The sequence below is a fragment of the Chryseobacterium shigense genome (assembly GCF_900156575.1).
In the GTDB taxonomy this organism is placed as follows: domain Bacteria; phylum Bacteroidota; class Bacteroidia; order Flavobacteriales; family Weeksellaceae; genus Chryseobacterium; species Chryseobacterium shigense.
In genome coordinates this window covers 305,141-327,478 of the sequence record NZ_FTNY01000005.1, presented here as the reverse complement: position 1 = coordinate 327,478, position 22,338 = coordinate 305,141, and the positions used below count along the sequence as shown (strand labels likewise).

The following is a 22,338-nucleotide window of genomic DNA, read 5'->3' as shown; positions in this document are numbered from 1 at the left end:
CTTTTCTGTCGTTCTGTTCCCTATTTGCGGTTGCAAAAGTAAGTATTTATTTCTAACTGACAAAATGTTTACCAAAGAAAATTTAAAGTTTTTTTTAGTAACCTTAATCCCTCTACAAACATCTGTCCTTACTGCTTCTGCGCTCCGTTTAACCGGACTGCAAAGATAAGAAAATTTTTAACGTCCACAACTTTTATTTCTAAAAATTTGTAAGCTCTTTTTTATCTTATTAAAAGCGGTTCTTAAATACTATTGCTTATCTAAAAGCTCTTCTGTGCTACTGGATAACTCGCGTTTTTCAGTGGGGCAAAGATAACAACTTATCATAACGCAAAACAAACTTATTTAACATAAAATTTACCATTCCGTCATATTGGAGCATAAACTGCTGGTAGGCAGAGAGAAAAATTTAAACTAATGTTTAATCTTAAATGATGTTTTTATGTAAAAACAGGTCTACTGTTTATTTTGTACATAGATAAGGCTTAAAAAATCGGCGTAGGATCTTTCTAATCCAATAATATCACCGGATTTTAAATTTAACCCCCCTGTTCCGGAAGTATCTGATTTCACTTTTGCAGATGAAACTTGAAAATAGAGGTTTTCATCATGATTTTTTGCCTGAACTCTAATGGTGGCGCCCAAAAGTTTCTTTGTTGATATGGTATACACTTCTCCCGAAATGATATCTTTTGTAAGATAAGATCTTGGAGTCAGGACATAATCCTTTTTATTGATATTAATTTTTTGATCTTTGTCTGACGAAGCAAAGATGTAAAGCATTCCTTTCTGACCTGCTAAGTTTTCTTTGGGTGTATAATACAGAGCCATTTTATAATTTGCAGGATTGATCGGTTGGGGAATGCCATTTATATTTTCAAAAGGTTTAAATGAAAATGTATTAGCTCCTATTTCTTTTGCTTTCTTATATATTAAAGAAAAAACAGCTGCATCATCATTTGAAAATCCCTGGACTTCAATTTCGCCCAAATATTCAGCCCCCGTTATCGTTTCAGCTTTTTTATAAAGAAATTTATCTTTATTGTCATGTGTTTTTTCAATTTTTGAAAGGTATACATTCTGTGCATAACACAGCTGGACACATAATACAGAAAAGGCAACTGCTAAATTTTTCATATTATTGTTGTGTAAGTATTTTGACAGATTCTTCCAGGCTATTTTCCCAATGTTTCGGTTCTACTTTATAAATCTCTTCTATTTTATCTAAAGACATGGTACTTCTTGCGGGTCTTTTTGCAGGAGTAGGATACTGATCTGTAGTTAATGGATTTAACTTTACTGAAGCGTTTGAAAATTCTGCAATTTTTTTTGCAAACTCAAACCAGGTGGTTTCCGGATAGTTTGAGAAATGAAAAATACCAAAAGTCTTTTTCGGGGTATTTATAATATTCATGATTGCTTCAGCAAGGTCATTGGCATTGGTCGGCTGTCCAAACTGGTCGGCTACAATTCCCAATTCTTCTTTTTGAGAAAAGAGGTTCAACATGGTCTTAACAAAATTCTTATTAAATTCTGAATAGAGCCATGAGGTTCTCAAAATAATCGTTTGTGGATTGATTTCTAAAGCCAGTTCTTCTCCTTTTCTTTTTGACTTTCCGTATACTCCGCTTGGATTGGTAAAGTCATCTTCTGAGTAGGAAAGATTTGTATCTCCATCAAATACATAATCCGTAGAAACGTGGATCAGAATACTTTTATGATCTGCACACGCCTGAGCAAGGTATCCTACTCCGTCGGCATTGACCGCAAATGCTTTATCCGTTTCTTTTTCAGCCAAATCAACTGCTGTGTAGGCTGAAGCATTGATACAGTAATCAGGTTTATTATCATAGAAGAAATCATTGATCTGATCTTCATCTGTAATATTTAAGGTCTGAGAATCTGTAAATATAAATTCGTAGGAATTTTCAAAGTCAGGGGCAATTTTTCTGATACAGTTACCTAACTGTCCGTTACTTCCTATTACTGCTATTTTTTTCATCTGTAATTTTATTATTTACTTATCAAAGGTACTGCTAAAGAAAATATATACTTTCATCGAAAAAGATTATTTTCCTTCGTTGCCTGATTAAGAATTTTTTGCGTTCTGAGATCTTAAGTACTTTACTCTTGGCTGGAAATCCTTTTGCTCCAGATTTACAAAGAACTTATGGAAAGTCTCTTTTATATCTTCGGGATGAACTTCAGATTTTCTTGTTGCGATATTAAAATAGATTACAGTCACCCATAATACGGCATGAACTGTTTTTTCATCCAGACTTTTCATCAGTATTTCTACTTTGGCTGTTCTGTCCTGTATTTCTATAGTCTTGCTGCTGATGACGACCTGAGTATTGTATCGTACTTCTTTTAAATAAGCGATCTCGTTTTGAATGGCAATCCAGGTGCACCCTGTTTTCTTGGTATATTCTTCGTAGGTGAATCCGTAAAATGTTTCTACGTGATCTTCTCTTGCATTGAACATATAGTCCAGATATTTCACATTATTTAAATGCCCTATCGGATCACAATCGCTGAACCTTACTTTTACGGTTGTTGATACTTCTCTTTCCATAGCGCAAAAATAAAAAAACCGCCCCTAAAAGAGACGGTTAATTTATAAAACTTTGTTAATTTATTAGTTGATGCCTAATTCTTTCTTAACAGCAGCTGTAGCATCTGCACCTGATTTGTAAACCAATGCTGCAGAGTTTGCATCCATGATGAATTCATATCCGCTAGCTTTAGCTACTTTTTCGATAGCATCGTTCAGTTTTTTCTCGATAGGTCCGAAAGCAACATCCTGCTTAGCCTGAAGATCTTTCTGAGCTTTATCCTGCATTTGAGCAATTTCTTCCTGAATTTTCTGTAATTCTGCTTCTCTAGCTTTGTTTTCGTCAGCTGTTTTCTTAGGAGCTTCCTCACTGTACTGTTTCAACTTAGCTTGTCCTGCGTCTGCTTTTTTCTTGATTTCAGCTTGTTTTGCATCTAAGAAAGCTTTAATATCAGTATCTGCTTTTTTCTTTTCAGGCATTGCATTAAGCACCCCCATCAAATCTACAGTAGCTAATTTCTGAGCTTTTGCCATACTTACCGATACAACCATTATTACCGCGGCAAATAATACACTTAATTTTTTCATAATTGGTAAAATAAATAATTTAATTTGTTTTTAGATTTTAATTTTAGGTAAAAGTTAATTTAAAAAAGTTACTTTTTACTTTTACTACTAGTCTTTTCTTTTTTATCAGATCCTTTTGATCCTTTTAATAAGACATCCAATACTTTTTCTGTATAATCATATCTAGGCTGATGGATAATAACATTAGTGTTGCTTTTATCAATAACTATGCCTAATCCATTCTTTTCAAACACTGTTTTAACAGCACCCCAGATCTGATCCTGAAAGGGTACAACCAGATTGGTTCTTAGTTTTGTAATTTCGCCATTGGCTCCAAAACGTAAGCTTGTGGTTGTTTTGATATTTTTATCCAGATCTACAACTTCTTTTTCTCTAAGCTTAAGCTGGTCACCAATAAGCAATACTTTCTCACTTTCAAATGCAGATTTTTTTCTTTCGTACTCGGAGTGCAGATTTTGAAGTTCTGACTGCCATGTATCGATTTGCGAATTTAATCTTGCCTCGGCTTCTTTGTACTGAGGTAATTTATTTAAAATATACTCCGTATCTACCACTCCTATTTTCTGGGCATTTGAGAACCCGAAAAGCAGTAAAAATACAAATGTGAAAATGATTTTAAAGTTTTTCATAGGTATGAATTATAATGATTGATTCATCAGGAAGTGAGTCTTCCATCCGGATGGTTCTGTTCCGGAAACGGTCTTATCAAATCCATAAGCAAAGTCAAATCCGATCAAACCGAAAGCTCCCATATATACTCTGACCCCAACACCTACTGATCTTTTCAGCTGGAACGGGTTGTAGGTACTCCATGAGTTCCATACGTTCCCTCCTTCAGCAAAGGTAAGAGCATAAATTTTAGCGGTCTGGTTCATTGAGATTGGGTATCTTAATTCTAATGTAAATCTGTTATAGATTGTACCTCCCCCTCTTTGGGTGATATCATCCAATTCTCCTCCATATGTAGAAGCGTTTTCGTATCCTCTTAAAGGAATTAATTCACGCCCGTCATATCTACCTCCAAATAAACCTGTTCCTCCTACATAGAATCTTTCGAATGGCGGAGCACCAAGTTTTTTGTTATATCCGTCCATGAATCCCATTTCAGCAGAAGATCTCAATACCAGTTTTCCGGCAACTTCGTTGTAGACGTCAGCTTTGAACTTGATTTTATAGAATTCCATCCACTTGTATTTATCCACCGGAGACATTGTAGAATAATCTTTATTGCTGAACAATGAATAAGGTGCAGTCATCTTCGCAGATACTTCGATATTTGAACCCATTGTCGGGAAAATAGGGTCAATCCCTGCTGAGTTTCTGCTTAAACCTAAGTTAAGACTTAAGTTATTGGCATCCCCATAATACTCTGTAGTATCTCCAAACTGGAATGGATAGTTACTGAATTTATAATTCTGGTACTGGATTCCGGTGTATAATGAGAAATAGTCATCCGGCCAGTTCAGTAATCTGTTCAGACCTACTGATGCGGAGAAGATATTAAGCTTCTGGCTACCTCCACTACTGTCATTGTATTTTACCCGTGAAGTGTTCACACTTACCGAAAGGGCAGTAGGTCTGGTTCCAAATAACCAAGGTTCAGTAAATGAAACCCCATAGTTTTGGAAATACTGTCCAGCCTGCGCCTGAATAGATAAGGTTTGCCCATCTCCCTGAGGTACAGGCTTAAAGTCTTTAAACTTAAGGAAGTTTTTCAAAGAGAAATTGCTGAAGGTAAGTCCTAAGGTACCAATAAAGCTGTTACCCCCGTAACCTGCCTGTAGCTGCACCTGGGAAGACCCTTTTTCAACGAGTTTCCAGTTGATATCTACTGTATTATCCTGCTGATTTGGCTGAATATCCTGACCTACCTGCTGCGGATCAAAGAAGGACATCCCCGCCAGATCAAAATACGTTCTTTTAATCTCTGTTTTTTTGAAAAGCTGTCCTGGTTTTGTTCTCAATGCTCTAAGTACAACATGGTCATGGGTCGTAGTATTCCCCTGCCAGGTCACTTTGTTCCATGTAGCCTGTTCTCCTTCATTAATTCTGATTTCAAGATTTACAGCATCTCCGGATACAGATTTTTCTACTGGAGTAATATTAGAGAAAAGGTAACCGTTATTCATATACATAGATTTGATATCTGAATCGTCTTCTTTACCTCCGTCTTCTCCGACTTTTTTGTTAAAACCTACAGCATCGTAGATATCTCCTTTTTTATATCCTAATAATCTCTGTAAATATTCTGTAGGGTAAACCGTATTTCCGGTGAATGTCACATCTCCGATATAATATTTTTTCCCTTCATTAAGCTTTACATTGATTTCGTAGTTATTTCTTTTATTTCTCCATACAGAATCGGAAACGATGGTCGCATCTCTATATCCCAAAGAGTTATAATAGCTTACAAGATTTTGTTTGTCTTCCTGATATTTTTCTTCAATAAATTTTGAAGATTTCAAAATTCCACCGATCCCAAATCTTTTTTGTTTGGTTTCTTTGAAAGCTTTTTTTCTAAGCTGTGCATCGGTAACCGTTTGGTTGCCTTCAAATTCGATATGGTCAATTTTTACTCTTTTGCCCTTTTCTACATTGATCGTCCAGTCTACCATAGAGGGATCATTTGCATTCACCTTATCCTGGATGGTAATTTTAGCATCAGCAAAACCTTTTTTCACATAATCCTTAGGAACTTTAGTCTTAAGGCCAGAGATCAGGTTTTGGGTGATCTTTGTTCCCGGCTTCAGATTATTGTCTTTCACCAGTTTTTCGTTTTTAGATTTACCAATACCTTTACCTGTGAATTTTACTTCTCCAAGTTCTTTAAGGTCTTCCAGGTAGAATCTTAAAATTATGGTTTGCCCTTCAATACTCTGAACATATACTTCAACTTCTGAAAAAGACTGGGTATCCCAAAGCTTTTTAACAGCGTTGCTGATTTTTTGTCCTGGAATATCTACAACTTCGCCTTTTGTTAAGCCCGTAAATCGTAAGATCTGTGCTGGCGTATATTTTTTTACCCCATCTACAACAATGTCTTTAAGAGTGTAAGTTCCTGCTTCATTTTCGGCATGTACTGCACTATTTACTTTAGTGCTGTCCTGAGGAGTTACTTGTCCATAAAAATGCGCCGAAGCAGCAAACATTATGATGGGTAATAGTCTAAACTTCATTTTATCGAGTCTTTCTTTTCTTTAAATTTATTGGGCATTTATCTGATCGCCAGTTAATCCGTATCTTCTTTCTTTATTTTGATAATCAACAATACACTGGAAGAAGATATCTTTTGTAAAATCCGGCCATAGGACATTTAAAAACTGTAGTTCGGCGTAAGCAATCTGCCAAAGAAGGAAATTGCTTATTCTAATTTCACCGCTCGTTCTGATCAGAAGGTCTACAGGAGGGAAATCTTTTGTATAAAGATAACTTTCGAATAGTTTTTCATCAATATTTTCAACATCAACTTTTCCTTCTTTCACATCAGTGCTGATATTTTTTACAGCCTCTACAATTTCATTCTGTGCGCCATAGCTTATGGCTAATACCAGGTTCCCTTTTGTGTTTTCTTTGGTAAGCTCTACTACACGTTCAAGCTGTTCCCTCACCAGAAGGGGTAGCTTTTGCAAATTCCCTATCACATGCATTCTGAGGCCTTTGCTGAAAATTTCTTCAGCTTCCAGCAATAAAGTTTCCACGAGCAGATTCATCAGTGTACTTACTTCATCTGCGGGACGGCTCCAGTTTTCAGAAGAAAATGTATACAGTGTTAAATAAGGTATATCAATCTCATTACAGGCATTAATGGCATTTCTTACTGCATTAATGGCATTCTTGTGACCGAAGGTTCTTTCTTCGCCACGAGTTTTTGCCCATCTTCCATTGCCATCCATAATGATGGCGACGTGTTTCGGTAAATTCTCAGAATTTATTTTATCTTTAATCAATGACATATTAATTAATCACAATAGCATGGAGGTCTTCCGAATGAATAGCTCAGTCCTAAACTAAAAGTATTCATCCAATCTTTGGACCTTTCATCCCCTATATTTCTTTTGTTAATAAGTTCCTGTTCTCTTTCTTTAGAGACGGCATAATAGTTTCCTGACTGCAAAAGCGAACCTCCGGTAGAAGGGTCTAGGATATCTCCATTAAAGCTGGAGGTTACATCTTTAGGCATAATCCTGCTGTGGTCCAACTGGTCTGTTAATGTATATCTAAATGTAGCTTCTGCAAATATAGACCAGTTATGGTTGAACTTATATTTTAAACCTACCCCAAAAGGGATATGCATGGTTACTTTTTTTCCTACTGTATATTGTGGTGTGCTTGTAAAATCCAGTTCGTTAAGGGGAGCCTGTGCTACTCCGTCTGCATCTCTTCTGAAGTCGTTGACAAGATTAGCTTTAGGAGCATCAAACATTAAAGCCCCGATACCTCCGAAGATGTATGGACTCACCATGCTTACCTGCTCATTATTGATAGGAAAAAAGTTGTATTCGAACATTAAGCTGGTTTCGTATACGTTGTTTTTTCCATATGAATTTCTATTCACTCTATATTCTTCTTTCGCAGCTTTATCGCTGAACTGGATCTGGTTATACCCTAGGTCCACCCGAACGGTCTGATGCGGATTAAAATTAAATCTATATAATAAACCTCCATAAAATGGGAATCCCCATTCTGACACTCTGTCTAAATCCAACGGCTTTTGTAAAATGTAATTGGTCCTCCCTACGTCCCCAACTAGGTTACTCATCCCTAGACGAACTCCCAATTCGTTTCTTTGTGCTTTAACACTTACCATTCCAAGGAAGGCAAGAAAGCTAAACAATAATTTTTTATTCATAAAAGAATATGGATTTATGGTTATTTTAAAATTTAATTTTTGCAAATATAAAACATTTTTATATTAATGATATTCTTAATGTATAGTTAAAAATAAACAAAAAAACATAATTTGTTATAAAGTAAACGGCAAAGTGCCAAAAATATTCTTTTTTCCTTAGATTCCAAATACTGACAGTATAAAAAAACCCCCATTTGCTGAGGGTTTAAAACGCTATTTTTTATTAAATATTGCCTGTACCTTATTTCGTATTTTAATCAATAACGGTTCTTCATAATTTTTATCTTCATCAAAATATCCATAACCATAGCCGTAGCCATATCCGTAACCATAGCCATATCCTTGTTTTGTATTATAGTCATTATAGATAAGACCCAAATGGTTAATCTCTTCATTATGATACTTCTCAGTGATCATCTTCAGCATATACTTTTCAGTATATTCATGACGTACAACATAGATATTGGCATCAGAATACTTCATCAGTTCATAAGAGTCTGCGACCAAACCTACTGGCGGAGAATCTATAATAATGAAATCGTATTTCTCTTTCAGCTCTTCAATAAATTTGATATTTCTCTGACTCATCAAAAGTTCTGAAGGATTGGGAGGAATGGGTCCGGAAGTAGCTACATCAAGATTCGGGATGTTGGTATGATTGATAATTTGTTCGATTTCTACTTCTCCTGTAAGATAGTTTGAAATACCATATTTATTATCAATTTTAAAATCTCCGAAGATTTTAGGTTTTCTAAGGTCCATCCCAAGCAAAATGGTCTTTTTGTCACTTAGCCCTATTACTGAAGCTAAGTTGATGGAAATATATGTTTTTCCTTCTCCACCAATGGATGAAGTGACCAAAATAGTTTTTCCTTTGCCATCTTCTCTATTGTTCTCCATCAGAAATCTCATGCTAGCTCTGATTCCTCTGAATGCCTCTGAAACTGATGATTTCGGATGTTCTAAAACAGTAAGCATATTCTCGTTACTATTATTTCCAATCACGCCAAGAAGCGGAATCTTGGTTGCACTCAACAATTCTTTAATGTTTCGGATCTTATTATCCAATACTTCCCCGATCAGAATAAATAAAAACGGAAGCAATAATAGACCGGTCATGATGCCCATCTTCATTGCCTTTACATTCGGCCCTATCGGACCTTGTCCCAGATTCTTTGCCGGATCTATTACGGTAATATCAGACTGGTTGGTGGCCACCTTCATCTGTGCTTCGTTCTGTCTTCCCAAAAGGCTGTTGTAGGTAGCTTCAATCATGCTGTATCCTCTTTCTGCATCAAGATACTTTCTTTCTTTTTCTGGATAAGAATTCAAATCACCATTGGCCTCTGCTACCTGCTGATCTATTTTATTGATCTCATCATAGTATTTTGTATAATAATTTCTCAAAGTACCTGAAGATCCGGCTCTTGCTTCGGCAATAAGTCTGTTTATTTCTTTAATAGGTTCAGAATTTGGCTTATAGATCATTGCCATTTCTCTTTTCTTTGCATATAAAGCTTTAAGCTCTGTCACAGAGGCAGAGAAGAAACCATCTTCAAAACCAGCAGCATTTGTACTGATCATTTTCTCAAAATCCTGAGCCTGCAGGGTATTTTTGATATTATTAAGAGAACTGAGTTTACTTACAATATCTGCTTTTCTTCCTTCAAGCTCTTTTATTTTATCCAGTGACTTTTCATCTCTGTCTTTGATATTATAAAGTTTTTCAGAAGTTTTCAGATAGTTTAGAACCGCTGCACTTGAATCCAGTTTTTTACGGATATTATCTACGTTGTTTTGAAGATAAAGATCTGTGTTCTTGTTAACAATATTTTTGTCGGCCAGTCTTTTCTTCTGTAGTTCGGCTACCGATTTATTTAAGAAATTTACAGTACTATTCAGATTAAATCCTTTTTTGTTAATAATCATTATAGTCCCAATCTCCTTGTCAAATTCTACACCTATCGTAGACACAATATCATTAACACTCTGATTTACAGAACCTAGAGTTACGATAATATTATCTACTTTTATTTTAGGCGTCTCTGTATTTCTCAGCAGTCTAAATCTAAGATTAGGGGCGTTATACCATTCGTTGATACTGACAATTTTATTTGCTGGTCTGTTATATCCGTTAATCGATTGAAAACCTTCGGATTCGTAACTATATAGATTGGTCGATTGTCCTTCTTCAGGCAGCACAACTTCAAAGGCATCTTTTCCTTTTGGAATTAAAGTAATGGGATAATTAATCTGCTGAAGATGTTTTTTATCGACCTGTAAAAAGATGGGCGAATCTGTTTTATCAATATATGTTGACTTGATAATCCCCTTGGTAGAGTAATTCACGAACAGATCAAGCTCTTTTACAAGAAACTCATTGTGAGATCTTGATAATAGCATTTTCTTAAGATAAACCCCATCCTGGTTTCCATTCTGGCCCCAGATAAAATTGATTGACTGGTTTGGTGTGAAATAGCTCGAGGTATTGTTTGATATACTTAAAGAAAGGTTTGAAGAATAAATGCTTTGTGCATAATATTTACTGTATACCCACGAAATGACATAGCCGATAAACAGCATCAATACAAACCAGTACCAGTTTTTTAATATTCTTCTGAGAAAATGCTCTATATCAAATAATGCAAACGATCCATACTTATCCTTCTGGGGCTCGTTTTTACTTACTTTGGTGTCTCTCTCTGGAATCATGGTTAAAGGTTTTTAAGAAGCAAGTAAATTGATAATGCCGTGGTAATCACCGATACCCCAGTCGTTAAGGTCTGTATTGGATCTTTTCCAAATCCGTTTAAGCTCTTTCCTCTGGTATTCAGATAGATCTCATCACCGTTTTGCACATAATAGTAAGGCGAATTCATGATATCTTCGCGTGTAAGGTCTATTTTTGCTATTTTGATTCCTTCCGGTAATTTTCTGTGAATAACGATATTCTGTCTGTCTATCGTTCTGTTCAGACCTCCGTTAATAGCCAATGCCTCAGTGATAGTAAGAGTATTTTTGTGTACTACTTTTTCTCCGGAAAGACCTGTTGTTTCTACGTCTCCCAGAATATAATACGTTATCCCGTTTGTATTGAGCCTTACTTCAGCCTTCCCTTCCTGAAAATTTTCATTTACTTTTTCCTGAAGTTCCTGGGTAATCTCTTCCAGGGTTCTTCCTTCAGCTTTCACATATCCTATTCCGAATACATTGATGTCTCCTTTCGAATCCACTTTTAATCCGTTAAAATAGAAACTCATATTCCCTCCTGCACCGGATCCTCCGCCAGTACTCATCAATGAAGAGCTGCCTGCTCCCGATGAGTTCAGAGATGAATAAAACTGAGCTGCATCTCCCTTGGGAGTGGTTACAACATTAAGATTAAGTATATCGTTCTTGGTAATCCTGTATGTAGGAATATTGTAGGGAACAAGTCCTTCTTCATTGATTACCAGGCTTTCGCTGGGCTGCATATACCTTACATCTTTTTTGGTGATGCAGGATGTAATAAAAAAGGGTAATAGTAAAAATAAATACTTTAAGTTCTTCATCATGTTTGAATGTTTTGCAAAAGTAAAAATTAAATTGATATTTTCTTATTATTTCGTAAACGATAAATCACATCAGGTAGATAAGCTCCAAAAAAACCTAGTAAAACTACAATCAATAAGAGCAGATTTATATTAATATGCCTTAAATAGTAAGCAACTGTTACGATCATAAGATAATAAACAATGATATAAAATGTGGAACGTCTATGCGTAAGATCTAGTTTTAGAAGTTTGTGATGGATATGGTTTTTATCGGCATCAAAAGGTGATTTTTTGTTGCAAAGCCTTATAATGATTACATTGAGGGTATCCACAATGGGCAGAATAAGAATAGCTACTGCTACAACGGGTGCAGACTGGAGGTGATACCTCGGAACATTGGGAAGCTCTTTATCTATAAAAATATCAATAAAGCATATGGATGTAAAAGCCAGCAGAAAACCAAGAAGCATCGATCCGGTATCTCCCATAAATATCTTATTGGCCCTGTAATTTGACAGATTATAATACAAAAATGCGAGAACAGTCCCTATAATTATTGCAGACAAAACAACTAAGGGATAATTGTATTCGCCAAGTCTGTAGTAGCTTATTCCGAAGAGCCCACTGCATATTACCGAATACCCTCCTGCCAGGCCGTCTATCCCGTCAATGAGATTGAATGCATTAATTAAAACAATAAAAGTAATGATACTGAATACGATACTGACTGCGTAGCCGAGTTCGTATATTCCAAAGATGCCAAACAAGCTTCTGATCCTGATATCTGACCCTATTACAACGAGTGATGATACGACGATCTGTGCTACAAGTTTCTTATAAGCCCTCATTACGACAATGTCGTCCATTACCCCTATGTACAAGAGAATAATTAATGAAGCAAATAAAAATTTATAAAGATCAAAGAGTTCATAAGCAAAAATCGATGCTGTGATCCCGATCGAGTAAAAAATGGCAATCCCTCCAAGATTGGGAATTTTCCTGAGGTGAGAGCTTCTTATCCCCGGTTCATCCATAAGATTCTTTCTTCTGGATATTTTAATAATGGTGGGGATAGAGAAAAAGGTGATTAAAAAAGCGAACAGAAAACCGAATCCTATTTTCACGTAAAAAATAGAAATTCCTGATTCGCTTAAGAACAATTCAAAATTTTTCATTCTTTTTTTTTCAAGCACATCATCTACTGTTCTAATAAAACTTATTACATTGTCTTATAAAAGGACTTCTGTCAAAGTTTTAGTAATGACCGAAATAATTGTACTTATCATTTGTGTTATAACATTTTTCTTATCAGTTTTTTTTGTCCCGCAAAAAACAACAGATAAAAAATCTTTTTTTTCAACGGCAAAGATAAAAGATAATTCTTACCAAAACGACTATAGCTCAATATATCTTGAATTTTTATTTTTCTTTCCTTCATAAAAACAGCCAATTCATCAACCATTTTATTGAATATTTCTTCGTTCTTTACAAAAGCCACATAAGCCAGAAAAGAATACACTCCTTCAAAAATCTGAAAGTTTTTCAGCTCATTCTTTTGATGAGAATATTCTGATTCTTCAAATATGGATTCCACATCTTTTACTGCTTTCAGAATATCAAGCCCTTTTTCTGTATGTGTTTTTGTAATAGAATCTGTACGCTCCAGATACTGGTAATGAAAATTCTGAGTCTGAGCCAGAATCTTACACTCCAGAATAAGCTGTGGTATGAGCTGAATATCTTCAAAATGAACGCCTGTCTTAAACCTTTTATGAGCAAAAAGTTCTTTTTTAAATAGCTTATTGCACGCAAAATAGCTGAGATCTGCAAAAACCGAAAAATGATCTTCCAGCGCTATTCTTTCCGGCATATTCGGAATCTGGGTCAGTTTCTGGGTAATTTTTCCTTCCTGATCTACCTTTTGGATATTACAGATGACCATTTTGGCCTCATATTTTTCTGCGAGGGAGACCATTTCTTCAAACATGGTTTCCCCGACATAATCATCGCTGTCTACAAATCCTATATAATCTCCTGAAGATTTGTCTATCCCAAAGTTTCTGGCATCACTTAAACCTCCATTCTCTTTGTGAAAAGCTTTTATCTTTCCGGGAAATTTCCGGGCATATTCTTCCATGATATGTCCAGAACTGTCTTTACTTCCATCATTAACAAGGACAATCTCAATATCCTGAAGACTTTGATTAACCAGAGAATCCAGACATTGAGCAAGATAATTCTCTACATTATACACAGGAACTATAATTGAAACCATCATTTTATTGGTACTAAATTAACGATTCCTTTTGCTAAAAATTCACTGAATTTCTGATATCCTTGCTTATTTAAATGAAGGGGATCTGCGTATAAATTCCTGTCTTTTTCATAATCCTCACTTACTTCATCGAAATTTAAAATGACGCTATTTTTATCCAGTCCGTTCGCTTTTAAGTCTTTCAGCAGAGTATTTCTGTAATCCGGTATTTTAAATTCTTCCCCTTTATTTAAAAACAATTCAGCACTTCTATTGCTGAGACTACTTATCATATTTTTGTTTTTAAAGTTTTCTTCAACTCCAAATTCAGGAAGAGAAACGATAATAGGTTTGATATGATAATGCTGCAACGTTTTAATGATCATCATCATGTGATGGCTATAAAAATCAGGTCCAACATGGGTTGCAGCATCATTGACCCCTGCAATTACAATACAGTAATCCGGTTTTTTTTCAATGACGGTTTTGGAAGAAAACTCTTCTCCTTCTTTTTTGAAAAGATTTCCGTAGATCCTTTTGGTTGTAGCTCCAGGATTTCCGGACGAGTAGATCTCTGCCTGAATTCCTTTATCCAAAAGCTTTTTTTGCAGAAGGGAATCAAGATTCTGACGAACCACCCAGCTGTCTCCAATAATACCAATCTGTAAACCGGTTTCCGCTTTTGTGTCTGAGGGAAAATATTTTTCTTCCCCGGCATAGGAGTATTTATTCCAGAAATATCCTATACAGAACACTCCGGTCAATAGAACAATACTTAATACTAATTTTTTTTTCATCTTGTGTATACTTAAAAGGTCAGCCTGGGATTAAGCGTTCCTCTTTTGGCTTCTTCAAAATCTCTCCTGGAACATGGAATACAGTTTTCTATATTATCATCATCTCCAAAATACCATAAATTACTGAAGGTATCTCTTTTGAAAGCGTATTGGTCTTCATCGATCAAAACGTAGAACAATTCGTAATGCCTTTCTCTGGGATGGGACCGCTGAATATTGATCCCTTCAATCAGATACCAGATCATTTGTGCCAGTAGCTGGTGGTTGAGCTGATTTTCAGAATAAATATTATAATTAAAAACCCCTACGGATTTTAAATTTTCGCTCAATCCTATCTCTTTCATATAGGCGCATATTTCCCTCCTGTTCAATCCGTTCACCTGAGCATTCATAGAAAAAGGCTCGTTGAAACTTTCAATAGCATCACAATTCAGTGTTACCAAATCTGTTTTTCTGAAAAACGGTTCTGTCTTTTCCGTAGAATTCATCATTTCGGCCAGACGAATGATATCAAATTCAACATCTTTGATTAACCTTATTGAGTCTGCTTCATTCAGATGTTTCTGATATCCCAGATGATGATAATTTTTGATCGAGAAATTCTTTGATCCTAATATCTTTCCTAAAAAAGTACGCTCATTGATCTCCTCGCCCTGCTGAAGAGAAATAATATTGCTGATCTGAGTATAGTTAATATTTTTCTTATGAAAATTCAATGTTGAAAATAGCGAAAAAGCAAAATCATTAGATCCTCCGATAATCACCGGAAGCGCTCTTTTGTAATGGCATGCCGACAAAACTTCCTGTAGAATATAATGGGAATCCTGAACAGATTTCCCGGAAACAAGATCTCCGAGATCGACTATGGGAATTTCAAAATCCAGCTGTGAAAGTTTATAAAACTCTTTTCTTACTGCTGTAAAATCCTGTACTTCCGCATCTCCGCCCGCTCCTCTATAATCCGAAACAAAGAGAAGAACAATACTGTCTTCTTTTATATCTTTTGTGATCCTGCTGCCAATCTGCCAGCTTTCTGTTTTGAAATTCCTTGGTGAAATGATAAAATCTTCAAAATCCATATTTTTAATCTGAAAACTTGAGAATGGGTTAATTTATTAATTGCTTTTACCGAACAAACATACAAAAAAACCACAGCAAGTTGATATGCTGTGGCGTTTTTGTTCATAAAAAAAGCCGTCAAAATTTATTGTTAACGGCTTTGTATATTGATTTTATATTACTTTTTTTTAGCAGCCGGCTTTTTGGCAGCTGTTGTTTTCTTGGCAGCCGGTTTCTTGGCGGCTGGCTTCTTTTTTTCTACAAAAGCATTTTTATCCTGATCCGTGATCCATTTTTTAACCTCATCCAGAGACACGTCCTTCAGCTCTTCAGCTTCATACTTCGTATCGTCTTTTTTCTTCGGGATCTTGAACATTGCTTTTCCGAATTTCACAAAAGGTCCCCATCTTCCGTTTTCAATGGATATTTTTTCTTTCTCCCACTGTTGAATGTATCGGTTTGCTTCTTTTTCCAGCTTGGCATCAATTAATTCGTTGATGTCACTTTGGGAAAGGCTATCGAAGTTATATTTCTTCGGAACATTGATAAACAGGTCTTTGTATTTGATAAAAGGCCCGAATCTTCCGGTTCCTTTGGTTACCGGATCTCCTTTATAGGTAGCAATTGGTGCGTCGGCTTTCTTCTTTTCGTTGATGATCTCCTCTGCACGCGCCTGGCTCACAGAAAGAGGATCTTCACCTTTGGGAATACTGATGAATGTTTCACCCCATTTCACATAAGGTCCGAATCTTCCTACTCCTACAGAAACTCCTTGTCCTTCAAATTCATTAAGTTCAAATGGAAGCTTGAAAAGCTCCAGTGCTTCAGCTAGAGAGATGGTTGCAATATTCTGACCGGACATCAGTGAAGCGAAAATTGGCTTTTCTTCATCTTCTGTTTCACCGATCTGAATCATTGCTCCGAATCTTCCGATTCTTGCATGAACATTTTTACCTGTTTTAGGATCTACTCCCAGAAGTCTGTCACCATTGGCTCTGTCCGCATTTTCTTCTACATCCTCAATTCTCGGGTGGAATTTGGAGTAGAAATTGGTCATCATTTCTTTCCATTTCTGATCTCCGTTGGCAATTTCGTCAAAACTTTCTTCTACTCTTGCGGTAAATCCATAGTCCAGAATTTCTTTGAAATTATCCGTCAGGAAATCATTTACCACTTCACCGATATCTGTCGGTACAAATTTATTTTTGTCGCCCCCGAATTTTTCTTCAAGAACTTCTTTTTTAATTTTATCTTTTATCAGAGACATTTTGACTACCTCACGAGTTTGAGGATCAATTTCTCTCTTGTCTACATATTCTCTGTTCTGAATAGTCTGGATTGTCGGTGCATAAGTAGATGGACGTCCAATGCCCAGTTCTTCCAGTTTTTTCACCAATCCTGCTTCCGTATATCTTGCGCTTGGTCTTGTGAATTTCTCTGAAGCCGTTATTTTTTTATAGCTTAAAATTTCACCTACCCTTACTTTAGGCAAAAGCTTCTCATTGTTTTCTTCATCATCGTCCTCTGTCTTTACAATACCATAAGCTTTCAGGAAACCATCGAAGATGATCACCTCACCCTGTGCTTCAAAATGCTGGGGCAATGATGCATTTCCTATTTCAATCACGGTCTTCTCTATTTTAGCATTAGCCATCTGTGAAGCCAGTGTTCTTTTGTATATTAACTGGTATAATCTGTTTAGCTGGACATCACCAATACTTTTAACGGCAAAATCAGTGGGACGAATTGCTTCGTGAGCTTCCTGTGCAGAAGCAGATTTTGTGGTGTAATTTCTCGGGGAAGAGTATTCGGGTCCATATTCTGAAGTAATCTGCTTTTTTGCGCCTTCAATAGCTTCCTGTGAAAGGTTCACGGAGTCCGTTCTCATGTAGGTAATATACCCTTCCTCATACAGCCTTTGGGCAAGACGCATGGTATTGGTCACATTATATCCTAATCTTGAAGAGGCTTCCTGCTGTAAAGTGGATGTGGTAAATGGTGCAGATGCTGAACGCGTTCCCGGTCTTGTTTCAACATTCAGAACTTTAAATTCTGTAGTCTTAGCTTTTTCCAGGAATTTCTCTGCATCTTCTTCTTTTTCGAAGTCTTTTTTAAGTTTAGCAGAAATTTCCTGCTCTGTTTTATTTAAAAATATTCCGTCCAGCTTGAAACTTGCTTTCGGCACAAACTCACGAATTTCTTTTTCTCGTTCTACAATTAATCTTACGGCTACAGACTGTACCCTTCCTGCAGAAAGGCCCGGTTTTATTTTTTTCCAAAGAACCGGAGACATTTCAAAACCTACAATCCTGTCCAAAACTCTTCTTGCCTGCTGGGCATTCACAAGATTCTGGTCAATATCTCTGGGATTTTCGATAGCTTTTAAGATCGCGTTTTTAGTAATCTCGTGGAAAACAATTCTTTTTCTGTTTTCAGGCTTTAATTTTAATTCGTCTGCAAGGTGCCAGGCAATAGCTTCTCCTTCACGATCCTCATCGGAAGCAAGCCAAACCATTTCGGCTTTCTTTACGGCAGCCTTTAATTCTGTTACCAGTTTCTTTTTATCAGCCGAAACTTCGTAATCAGGACTGAATGTGGCAAGGTCTATTCCCATTCCTTTTTTTGGAAGATCACGGATGTGTCCGAAACTTGATTTCACTTCGAAATCCTTCCCTAAATATTTCTGAATAGTTTTTGCTTTTGCCGGGGACTCTACGATTACTAAATTTTTCGACATTCTAAAAAAATTTTTTGCAAAAGTAAAGCTTTTTTATTATATACTTTTTGTTAAAACGTTTTAATTTAATATTTGGATGCGTTTAACACGCGTTCCCGAGGGCATTTTTAAGGAGACCAAGTCCTTTAGACCGTAAGTTTTAGCGGTAAAACCGACCGTAATAAAATAGATAATATAGAATTTTTCATCAATGTTGATAGATGTAAAAAATATACAAGTCATAAAAAAGCAGAATAGGGTTCACTATTCTGCTCTGTTATTGATTTTTTAAGTTCTACTGCTTGATTATTTTCACCAGCTTTTCTGAATCATTAATTCTTATCAGATAAATGCCTGAAATAAGTGTGGAAAGATTTGTTTTTCCGTTTTCAAAACTTCCTTTCTTTACTATTTGTCCGGACATATTATAAACCTGATAATAGTACCCTTTCTCTTCCGGCGCATTAATATAAAGGATATCTTTTACCGGGTTGGGAAATAAGGAAATGCTTTTTTGGCTTACCTTTTCTATTACCTCAGCACGGCTTAATACCTCAGCCTGTTTACCTGAAACCAATGCTGTAATCTGCAAAGCCGGAACTGGCCCCGCTTCGTTTCCTGTAACATCATACTTCACTCTCACACATCGACAGCTTGTCCCCATATAAGGATCATTATTATCATTAAAAGCGATAAAACGATTGGCTGTAGATGCAGCATCAAAAAGAACATTAACAGATCTTCCCAGATAATTTGCCGCCATAGATGCGGTCCAAACACCAGGATACTGAAAATTCACTGTATTAAATGTTCCCTGCGGCGATTGATTCGCTATAACATTTCTGAATCCTCTTGATCCGGAGTCCGGAAAGTTCCCTACTATATAAGATGGGCCTACAAACATATAGCCTATAGTAGAAGTCGTTGAAGGATGTCTTACCCTGAATCCTGAATAGTCCGCAGAAACACTGTAAAAACTGGCTACATTTTTATCTTTCTTATACCAGGGCGATTGTCCAAAATCCTGATTAGAGATCAATGCTGAAGTGGTAAGATCTGGAATTCTCCAACCTTCCGGACAGGGATCAAAAGGCGATTTTTTGCCTCCTCTGCCCCATCTGTCAGGAGCCAGATTAGGCTCATCAGCCAACCAGTCTGTTCCGTTGGTATAATTGGGCATTGTACTGTTATAGGGAGCAAAAGAACTTGGAATCATATACACCAGAGGATTCTTTACCGAATAGGACAATACTTTGGCAATTTTATCTGCAGGCCTGTCCGTTACCAGCACATTCGAAGCAGCAGCATAGGTATTGAACGGGATAATATAACTTCCTGACATATTGTTGTATGCAGCAGGCGTAAGAGTCGTGTACGCAATCGCCCCATTGTCTGACGCCGTTCCTAAAAACACATTGAAAGCAGCCTTATTATCTGCATATTGAAATGTAGGAATCGGATCTTTCCTTCCCCACTGATAATGCAGACCTGTGGCGGCCCTTATTTTCGCCAGCTCTGCCGTTGTCGGCGTAAGAGCATTGGCCACCATAGGAAAAGCCTCTACAGCACCAAGATTCCTATCCATAAACTCGGTCTGAAACACAACGTCTGCTTTGCTTACGTAGTTTACATAATTTGTAGCTTCCGCTACGGGAGTTTCAGTGGTATAATTAAAAGATCCCAGAGAAGAATCTGTGATCCAGATATGCCAGCTCCAGTATACCGGGGAAGAAATACTTCCGTTATGGAGCGTTACCACGGCATTGCCACTCTGATTGGGAGCGATCTCAACTGAAATTCTGGATTCACTGATCGCCTGAAGTGATGAAGGAGAAGGGTTAACGACTGAAATTCTGTTGATTAAAGCAGTATTGGTGGTCCATAGTACATTTGCTTTTAGATTATTAAAACTTGAAGTATTAAGTATTTCCTGATTATTCAAAAGTTGACTCTGCACCGAAAATGCTTTACTTACAGGAATTTGTATAGTATAGGGCTGTGTATTTTTAATAGACTGGTATGTATTGGAATTATCAATACCTTCTTTATATTCCAGAGGAGGAGCCAGATATTCGGAAGGAAAATCATAACGGTCCACGAGATAAAGCGGATCTTTAATGCATCTGCATCCATTGGCTTCTGACGTATACATTCCCGACATTGGCATATAGAAATATCGCCCTTTAATAGTGGGGTAATTCGGATCCGGAATGTCAGGCTGGCCTTTATCAGGAATCATATAAAGTCCTCTAATGATCACCGCCGGTGAGGCATCAAAGTGTCTAGCCATCGTTGCGGTCCATAGCGCAGTATGGTGTTGATCTGTATACTGCCCCAGGTGAGCACTTCTTATCAGTTGTCCTGTGCCGGGAAAAATTCCCATATTATTTCCACCAACATCCGAAAGATCAAACCCAAGATTAGGGTAAATCTTAACCCCCGTCATAAATGAAGGAGCTCCTGCATCCGACGGTTTTATAATATGGTATTTATTTGCTTCAAAAACATTTTTAGCCATATTGGTTCTGACACCGAAAGGAGAAAAATCGATTCTGATATCATCTATATAAGCCTGTGAACCTAAATTAGCCACGAGCATCGATGGTATCCTCCATCCATTCGGACATGGATCGTAAGGGGATTTATCTCTGTAAGGCTGTGCCTGACTATCGTTATTATACCCAGTACTGATCATCCCATTGGAATTATCAGACCAGAGATTGAGTTCTGACAGTCTGTTGTCCGGAAGAGCAGCAGAGCGTCCAAACCAGTTGACAGGAAGATTCAGGTTGTTATTATAATACGCCTGACCACTGTTATCATCTTTATTTACATAGATAAGACTTAAGGGATTTTTTACAGATATTCTAATATTATTGCGTACTTCGGCACTAGCAAGAGGAACAAATCTCGTCAGATTATCAATGCTTATTGCCCCATTAAAGTTTTTCGCTCCTCTGTGTCTAACTCTTCCCACTGATCCGGACACTTCGTAAAAGTCATTCCCTCTTGTAACCAAAGGTGGAATCGGATCTTTTCTACCCCACTGATATAGCAGGCCAATACTTCTATTCCAATCTGAAGAAGTGATGGAACTATTCAGGGCTCCCAGGTTACGGTCCATCCACTGCCAATCGGAATCAGGGATTGGCTCAACAATCCCGTCTGTTCTCATTCTGGTAATATTATCAAAACTTTTGTAAACAGATCCTTTTGTAGGATCATCGGTTACCCAGATATGCCAGCTCCAGTAGATCTCGTTATTTACCCTCAAGGCAATAACAGCATTTCCTTTTTTTGCTTTATTGACTGGTACTTTTATTTTGGCATTCTGATCAGAATCCAGAATCTCGAGTGAATATCCCGGACCTGATTTGATCAATCCATGGGTATCTTCCCACAATACATCGGCTGTTACCTGACCAGCTGGAATTCCACCATTTTTGATGTATTTATCTTCTTTCCACATAGCGTAGGCTTTCCTCACCGGAACCAAAAGGCCTTCTCCGCTTTGATTGGGATCAAAAATATAGCTGTTAGGGGCCTTTGTCCAGTCCGGGACTACCTCTACTCTATTATTTTGCCTCACTAAAGTATCCCCTCCAGATACTAATCTCTCCGTATCTCTGTACGAAGAAGGAATTTCATTGAATCCCCTACTATTCATTGAATAGGTAACAATCGACACTAAGCAAAAAATTGCCGCAAAATTTCTAACTAAATTTTTCATATTCTTGAACTTGTGTGCTATTACTGGATATACAATTCCCAAGCCTTCATTATCAATAAATCATTGATATTATAAATATCATTAATTATATTTCACAAAGATACTAATTATATCATTAATAAATTATTAATAAAATATTATATATAACTAAACAGATCTCTATCTGTACATTGACTGCATTAAGGAATTTCGTATTGGCAGGGGGATTCCAAAAGTATACGCAACAAAAAAGACAGCTTTTTCGCTGTCTTTTAGTAT

At 36.8% G+C, this 22,338-nt stretch carries 16 protein-coding genes; all 16 read right to left on the bottom strand.

Annotated elements, in window-relative coordinates:
• Positions 1 to 456 precede the first annotated feature (456 nt).
• Positions 457 to 1,137, bottom strand: coding sequence for a hypothetical protein (locus BW964_RS18540; protein WP_076509460.1), 681 nt, complete (start codon positions 1,135 to 1,137; stop codon positions 457 to 459).
• A 1-nt stretch (position 1,138) separates the two neighbouring features.
• Positions 1,139 to 2,002, bottom strand: coding sequence for a dTDP-4-dehydrorhamnose reductase (gene rfbD / locus BW964_RS18535; RefSeq protein WP_076509458.1), 864 nt, complete (start codon positions 2,000 to 2,002; stop codon positions 1,139 to 1,141).
• Between the two features lie 87 nt (positions 2,003 to 2,089).
• Positions 2,090 to 2,575 carry an acyl-CoA thioesterase gene (locus tag BW964_RS18530; protein WP_073335675.1) on the bottom strand — a complete coding sequence of 162 codons (486 nt, stop codon included), beginning with the start codon at positions 2,573 to 2,575 and terminating at the stop codon, positions 2,090 to 2,092.
• A 63-nt stretch (positions 2,576 to 2,638) separates the two neighbouring features.
• Positions 2,639 to 3,142, bottom strand: a complete 504-nt coding sequence (locus tag BW964_RS18525; protein WP_076509456.1) for an OmpH/Skp family outer membrane protein — start codon at positions 3,140 to 3,142, stop codon at positions 2,639 to 2,641.
• A 68-nt stretch (positions 3,143 to 3,210) separates the two neighbouring features.
• A complete protein-coding gene (locus BW964_RS18520; protein ID WP_076509454.1) occupies positions 3,211 to 3,771 on the bottom strand; it encodes an OmpH/Skp family outer membrane protein in 561 nt (186 codons plus the stop codon).
• Positions 3,772 to 3,780: 9 nt separating this feature from the next.
• Positions 3,781 to 6,318: an outer membrane protein assembly factor BamA gene (gene bamA, locus BW964_RS18515; protein ID WP_076509452.1), complete on the bottom strand. Its 2,538-nt coding sequence runs from the start codon at positions 6,316 to 6,318 to the stop codon at positions 3,781 to 3,783.
• Positions 6,319 to 6,345: 27 nt separating this feature from the next.
• Entirely contained in the window at positions 6,346 to 7,095 is a 750-nt protein-coding gene (locus BW964_RS18510; protein ID WP_076509448.1) for an isoprenyl transferase, read from the bottom strand.
• A gap of 5 nt (positions 7,096 to 7,100) precedes the next feature.
• Positions 7,101 to 7,991 (bottom strand): type IX secretion system protein PorG, encoded by an 891-nt coding sequence (gene porG / locus BW964_RS18505; RefSeq protein ID WP_076509446.1) that lies wholly within the window; start codon positions 7,989 to 7,991, stop codon positions 7,101 to 7,103.
• Positions 7,992 to 8,204: 213 nt separating this feature from the next.
• Entirely contained in the window at positions 8,205 to 10,703 is a 2,499-nt protein-coding gene (locus tag BW964_RS18500) for an exopolysaccharide transport family protein (protein ID WP_076509444.1), read from the bottom strand.
• Positions 10,704 to 10,705: 2 nt separating this feature from the next.
• On the bottom strand, positions 10,706 to 11,545 hold the full coding sequence (locus BW964_RS18495; protein WP_076509442.1) for a polysaccharide biosynthesis/export family protein: 840 nt from the start codon (positions 11,543 to 11,545) through the stop codon (positions 10,706 to 10,708).
• A 26-nt stretch (positions 11,546 to 11,571) separates the two neighbouring features.
• Positions 11,572 to 12,699 (bottom strand): glycosyltransferase family 4 protein, encoded by a 1,128-nt coding sequence (locus tag BW964_RS18490; RefSeq protein WP_076509485.1) that lies wholly within the window; start codon positions 12,697 to 12,699, stop codon positions 11,572 to 11,574.
• A gap of 116 nt (positions 12,700 to 12,815) precedes the next feature.
• Entirely contained in the window at positions 12,816 to 13,802 is a 987-nt protein-coding gene (locus BW964_RS18485; protein WP_076509439.1) for a glycosyltransferase family 2 protein, read from the bottom strand.
• Positions 13,799 to 14,575, bottom strand: coding sequence for an SGNH/GDSL hydrolase family protein (locus BW964_RS18480; RefSeq protein WP_076509437.1), 777 nt, complete (start codon positions 14,573 to 14,575; stop codon positions 13,799 to 13,801). Before BW964_RS18480 ends, BW964_RS18485 begins: the two co-directional genes overlap by 4 nt.
• Before the next feature lie 11 nt (positions 14,576 to 14,586).
• Positions 14,587 to 15,654 carry a formimidoylglutamase gene (locus BW964_RS18475; RefSeq protein ID WP_076509435.1) on the bottom strand — a complete coding sequence of 356 codons (1,068 nt, stop codon included), beginning with the start codon at positions 15,652 to 15,654 and terminating at the stop codon, positions 14,587 to 14,589.
• 158 nt (positions 15,655 to 15,812) lie between these two features.
• A complete protein-coding gene (gene topA, locus BW964_RS18470) occupies positions 15,813 to 18,371 on the bottom strand; it encodes a type I DNA topoisomerase (protein WP_076509433.1) in 2,559 nt (852 codons plus the stop codon).
• A gap of 274 nt (positions 18,372 to 18,645) precedes the next feature.
• The gene (locus BW964_RS18465; RefSeq protein ID WP_084176016.1) at positions 18,646 to 22,080 is read right to left on the bottom strand and encodes a T9SS type A sorting domain-containing protein; all 3,435 of its coding nucleotides are present in this window, start codon (positions 22,078 to 22,080) and stop codon (positions 18,646 to 18,648) included.
• Positions 22,081 to 22,338: the final 258 nt, after the last annotated feature.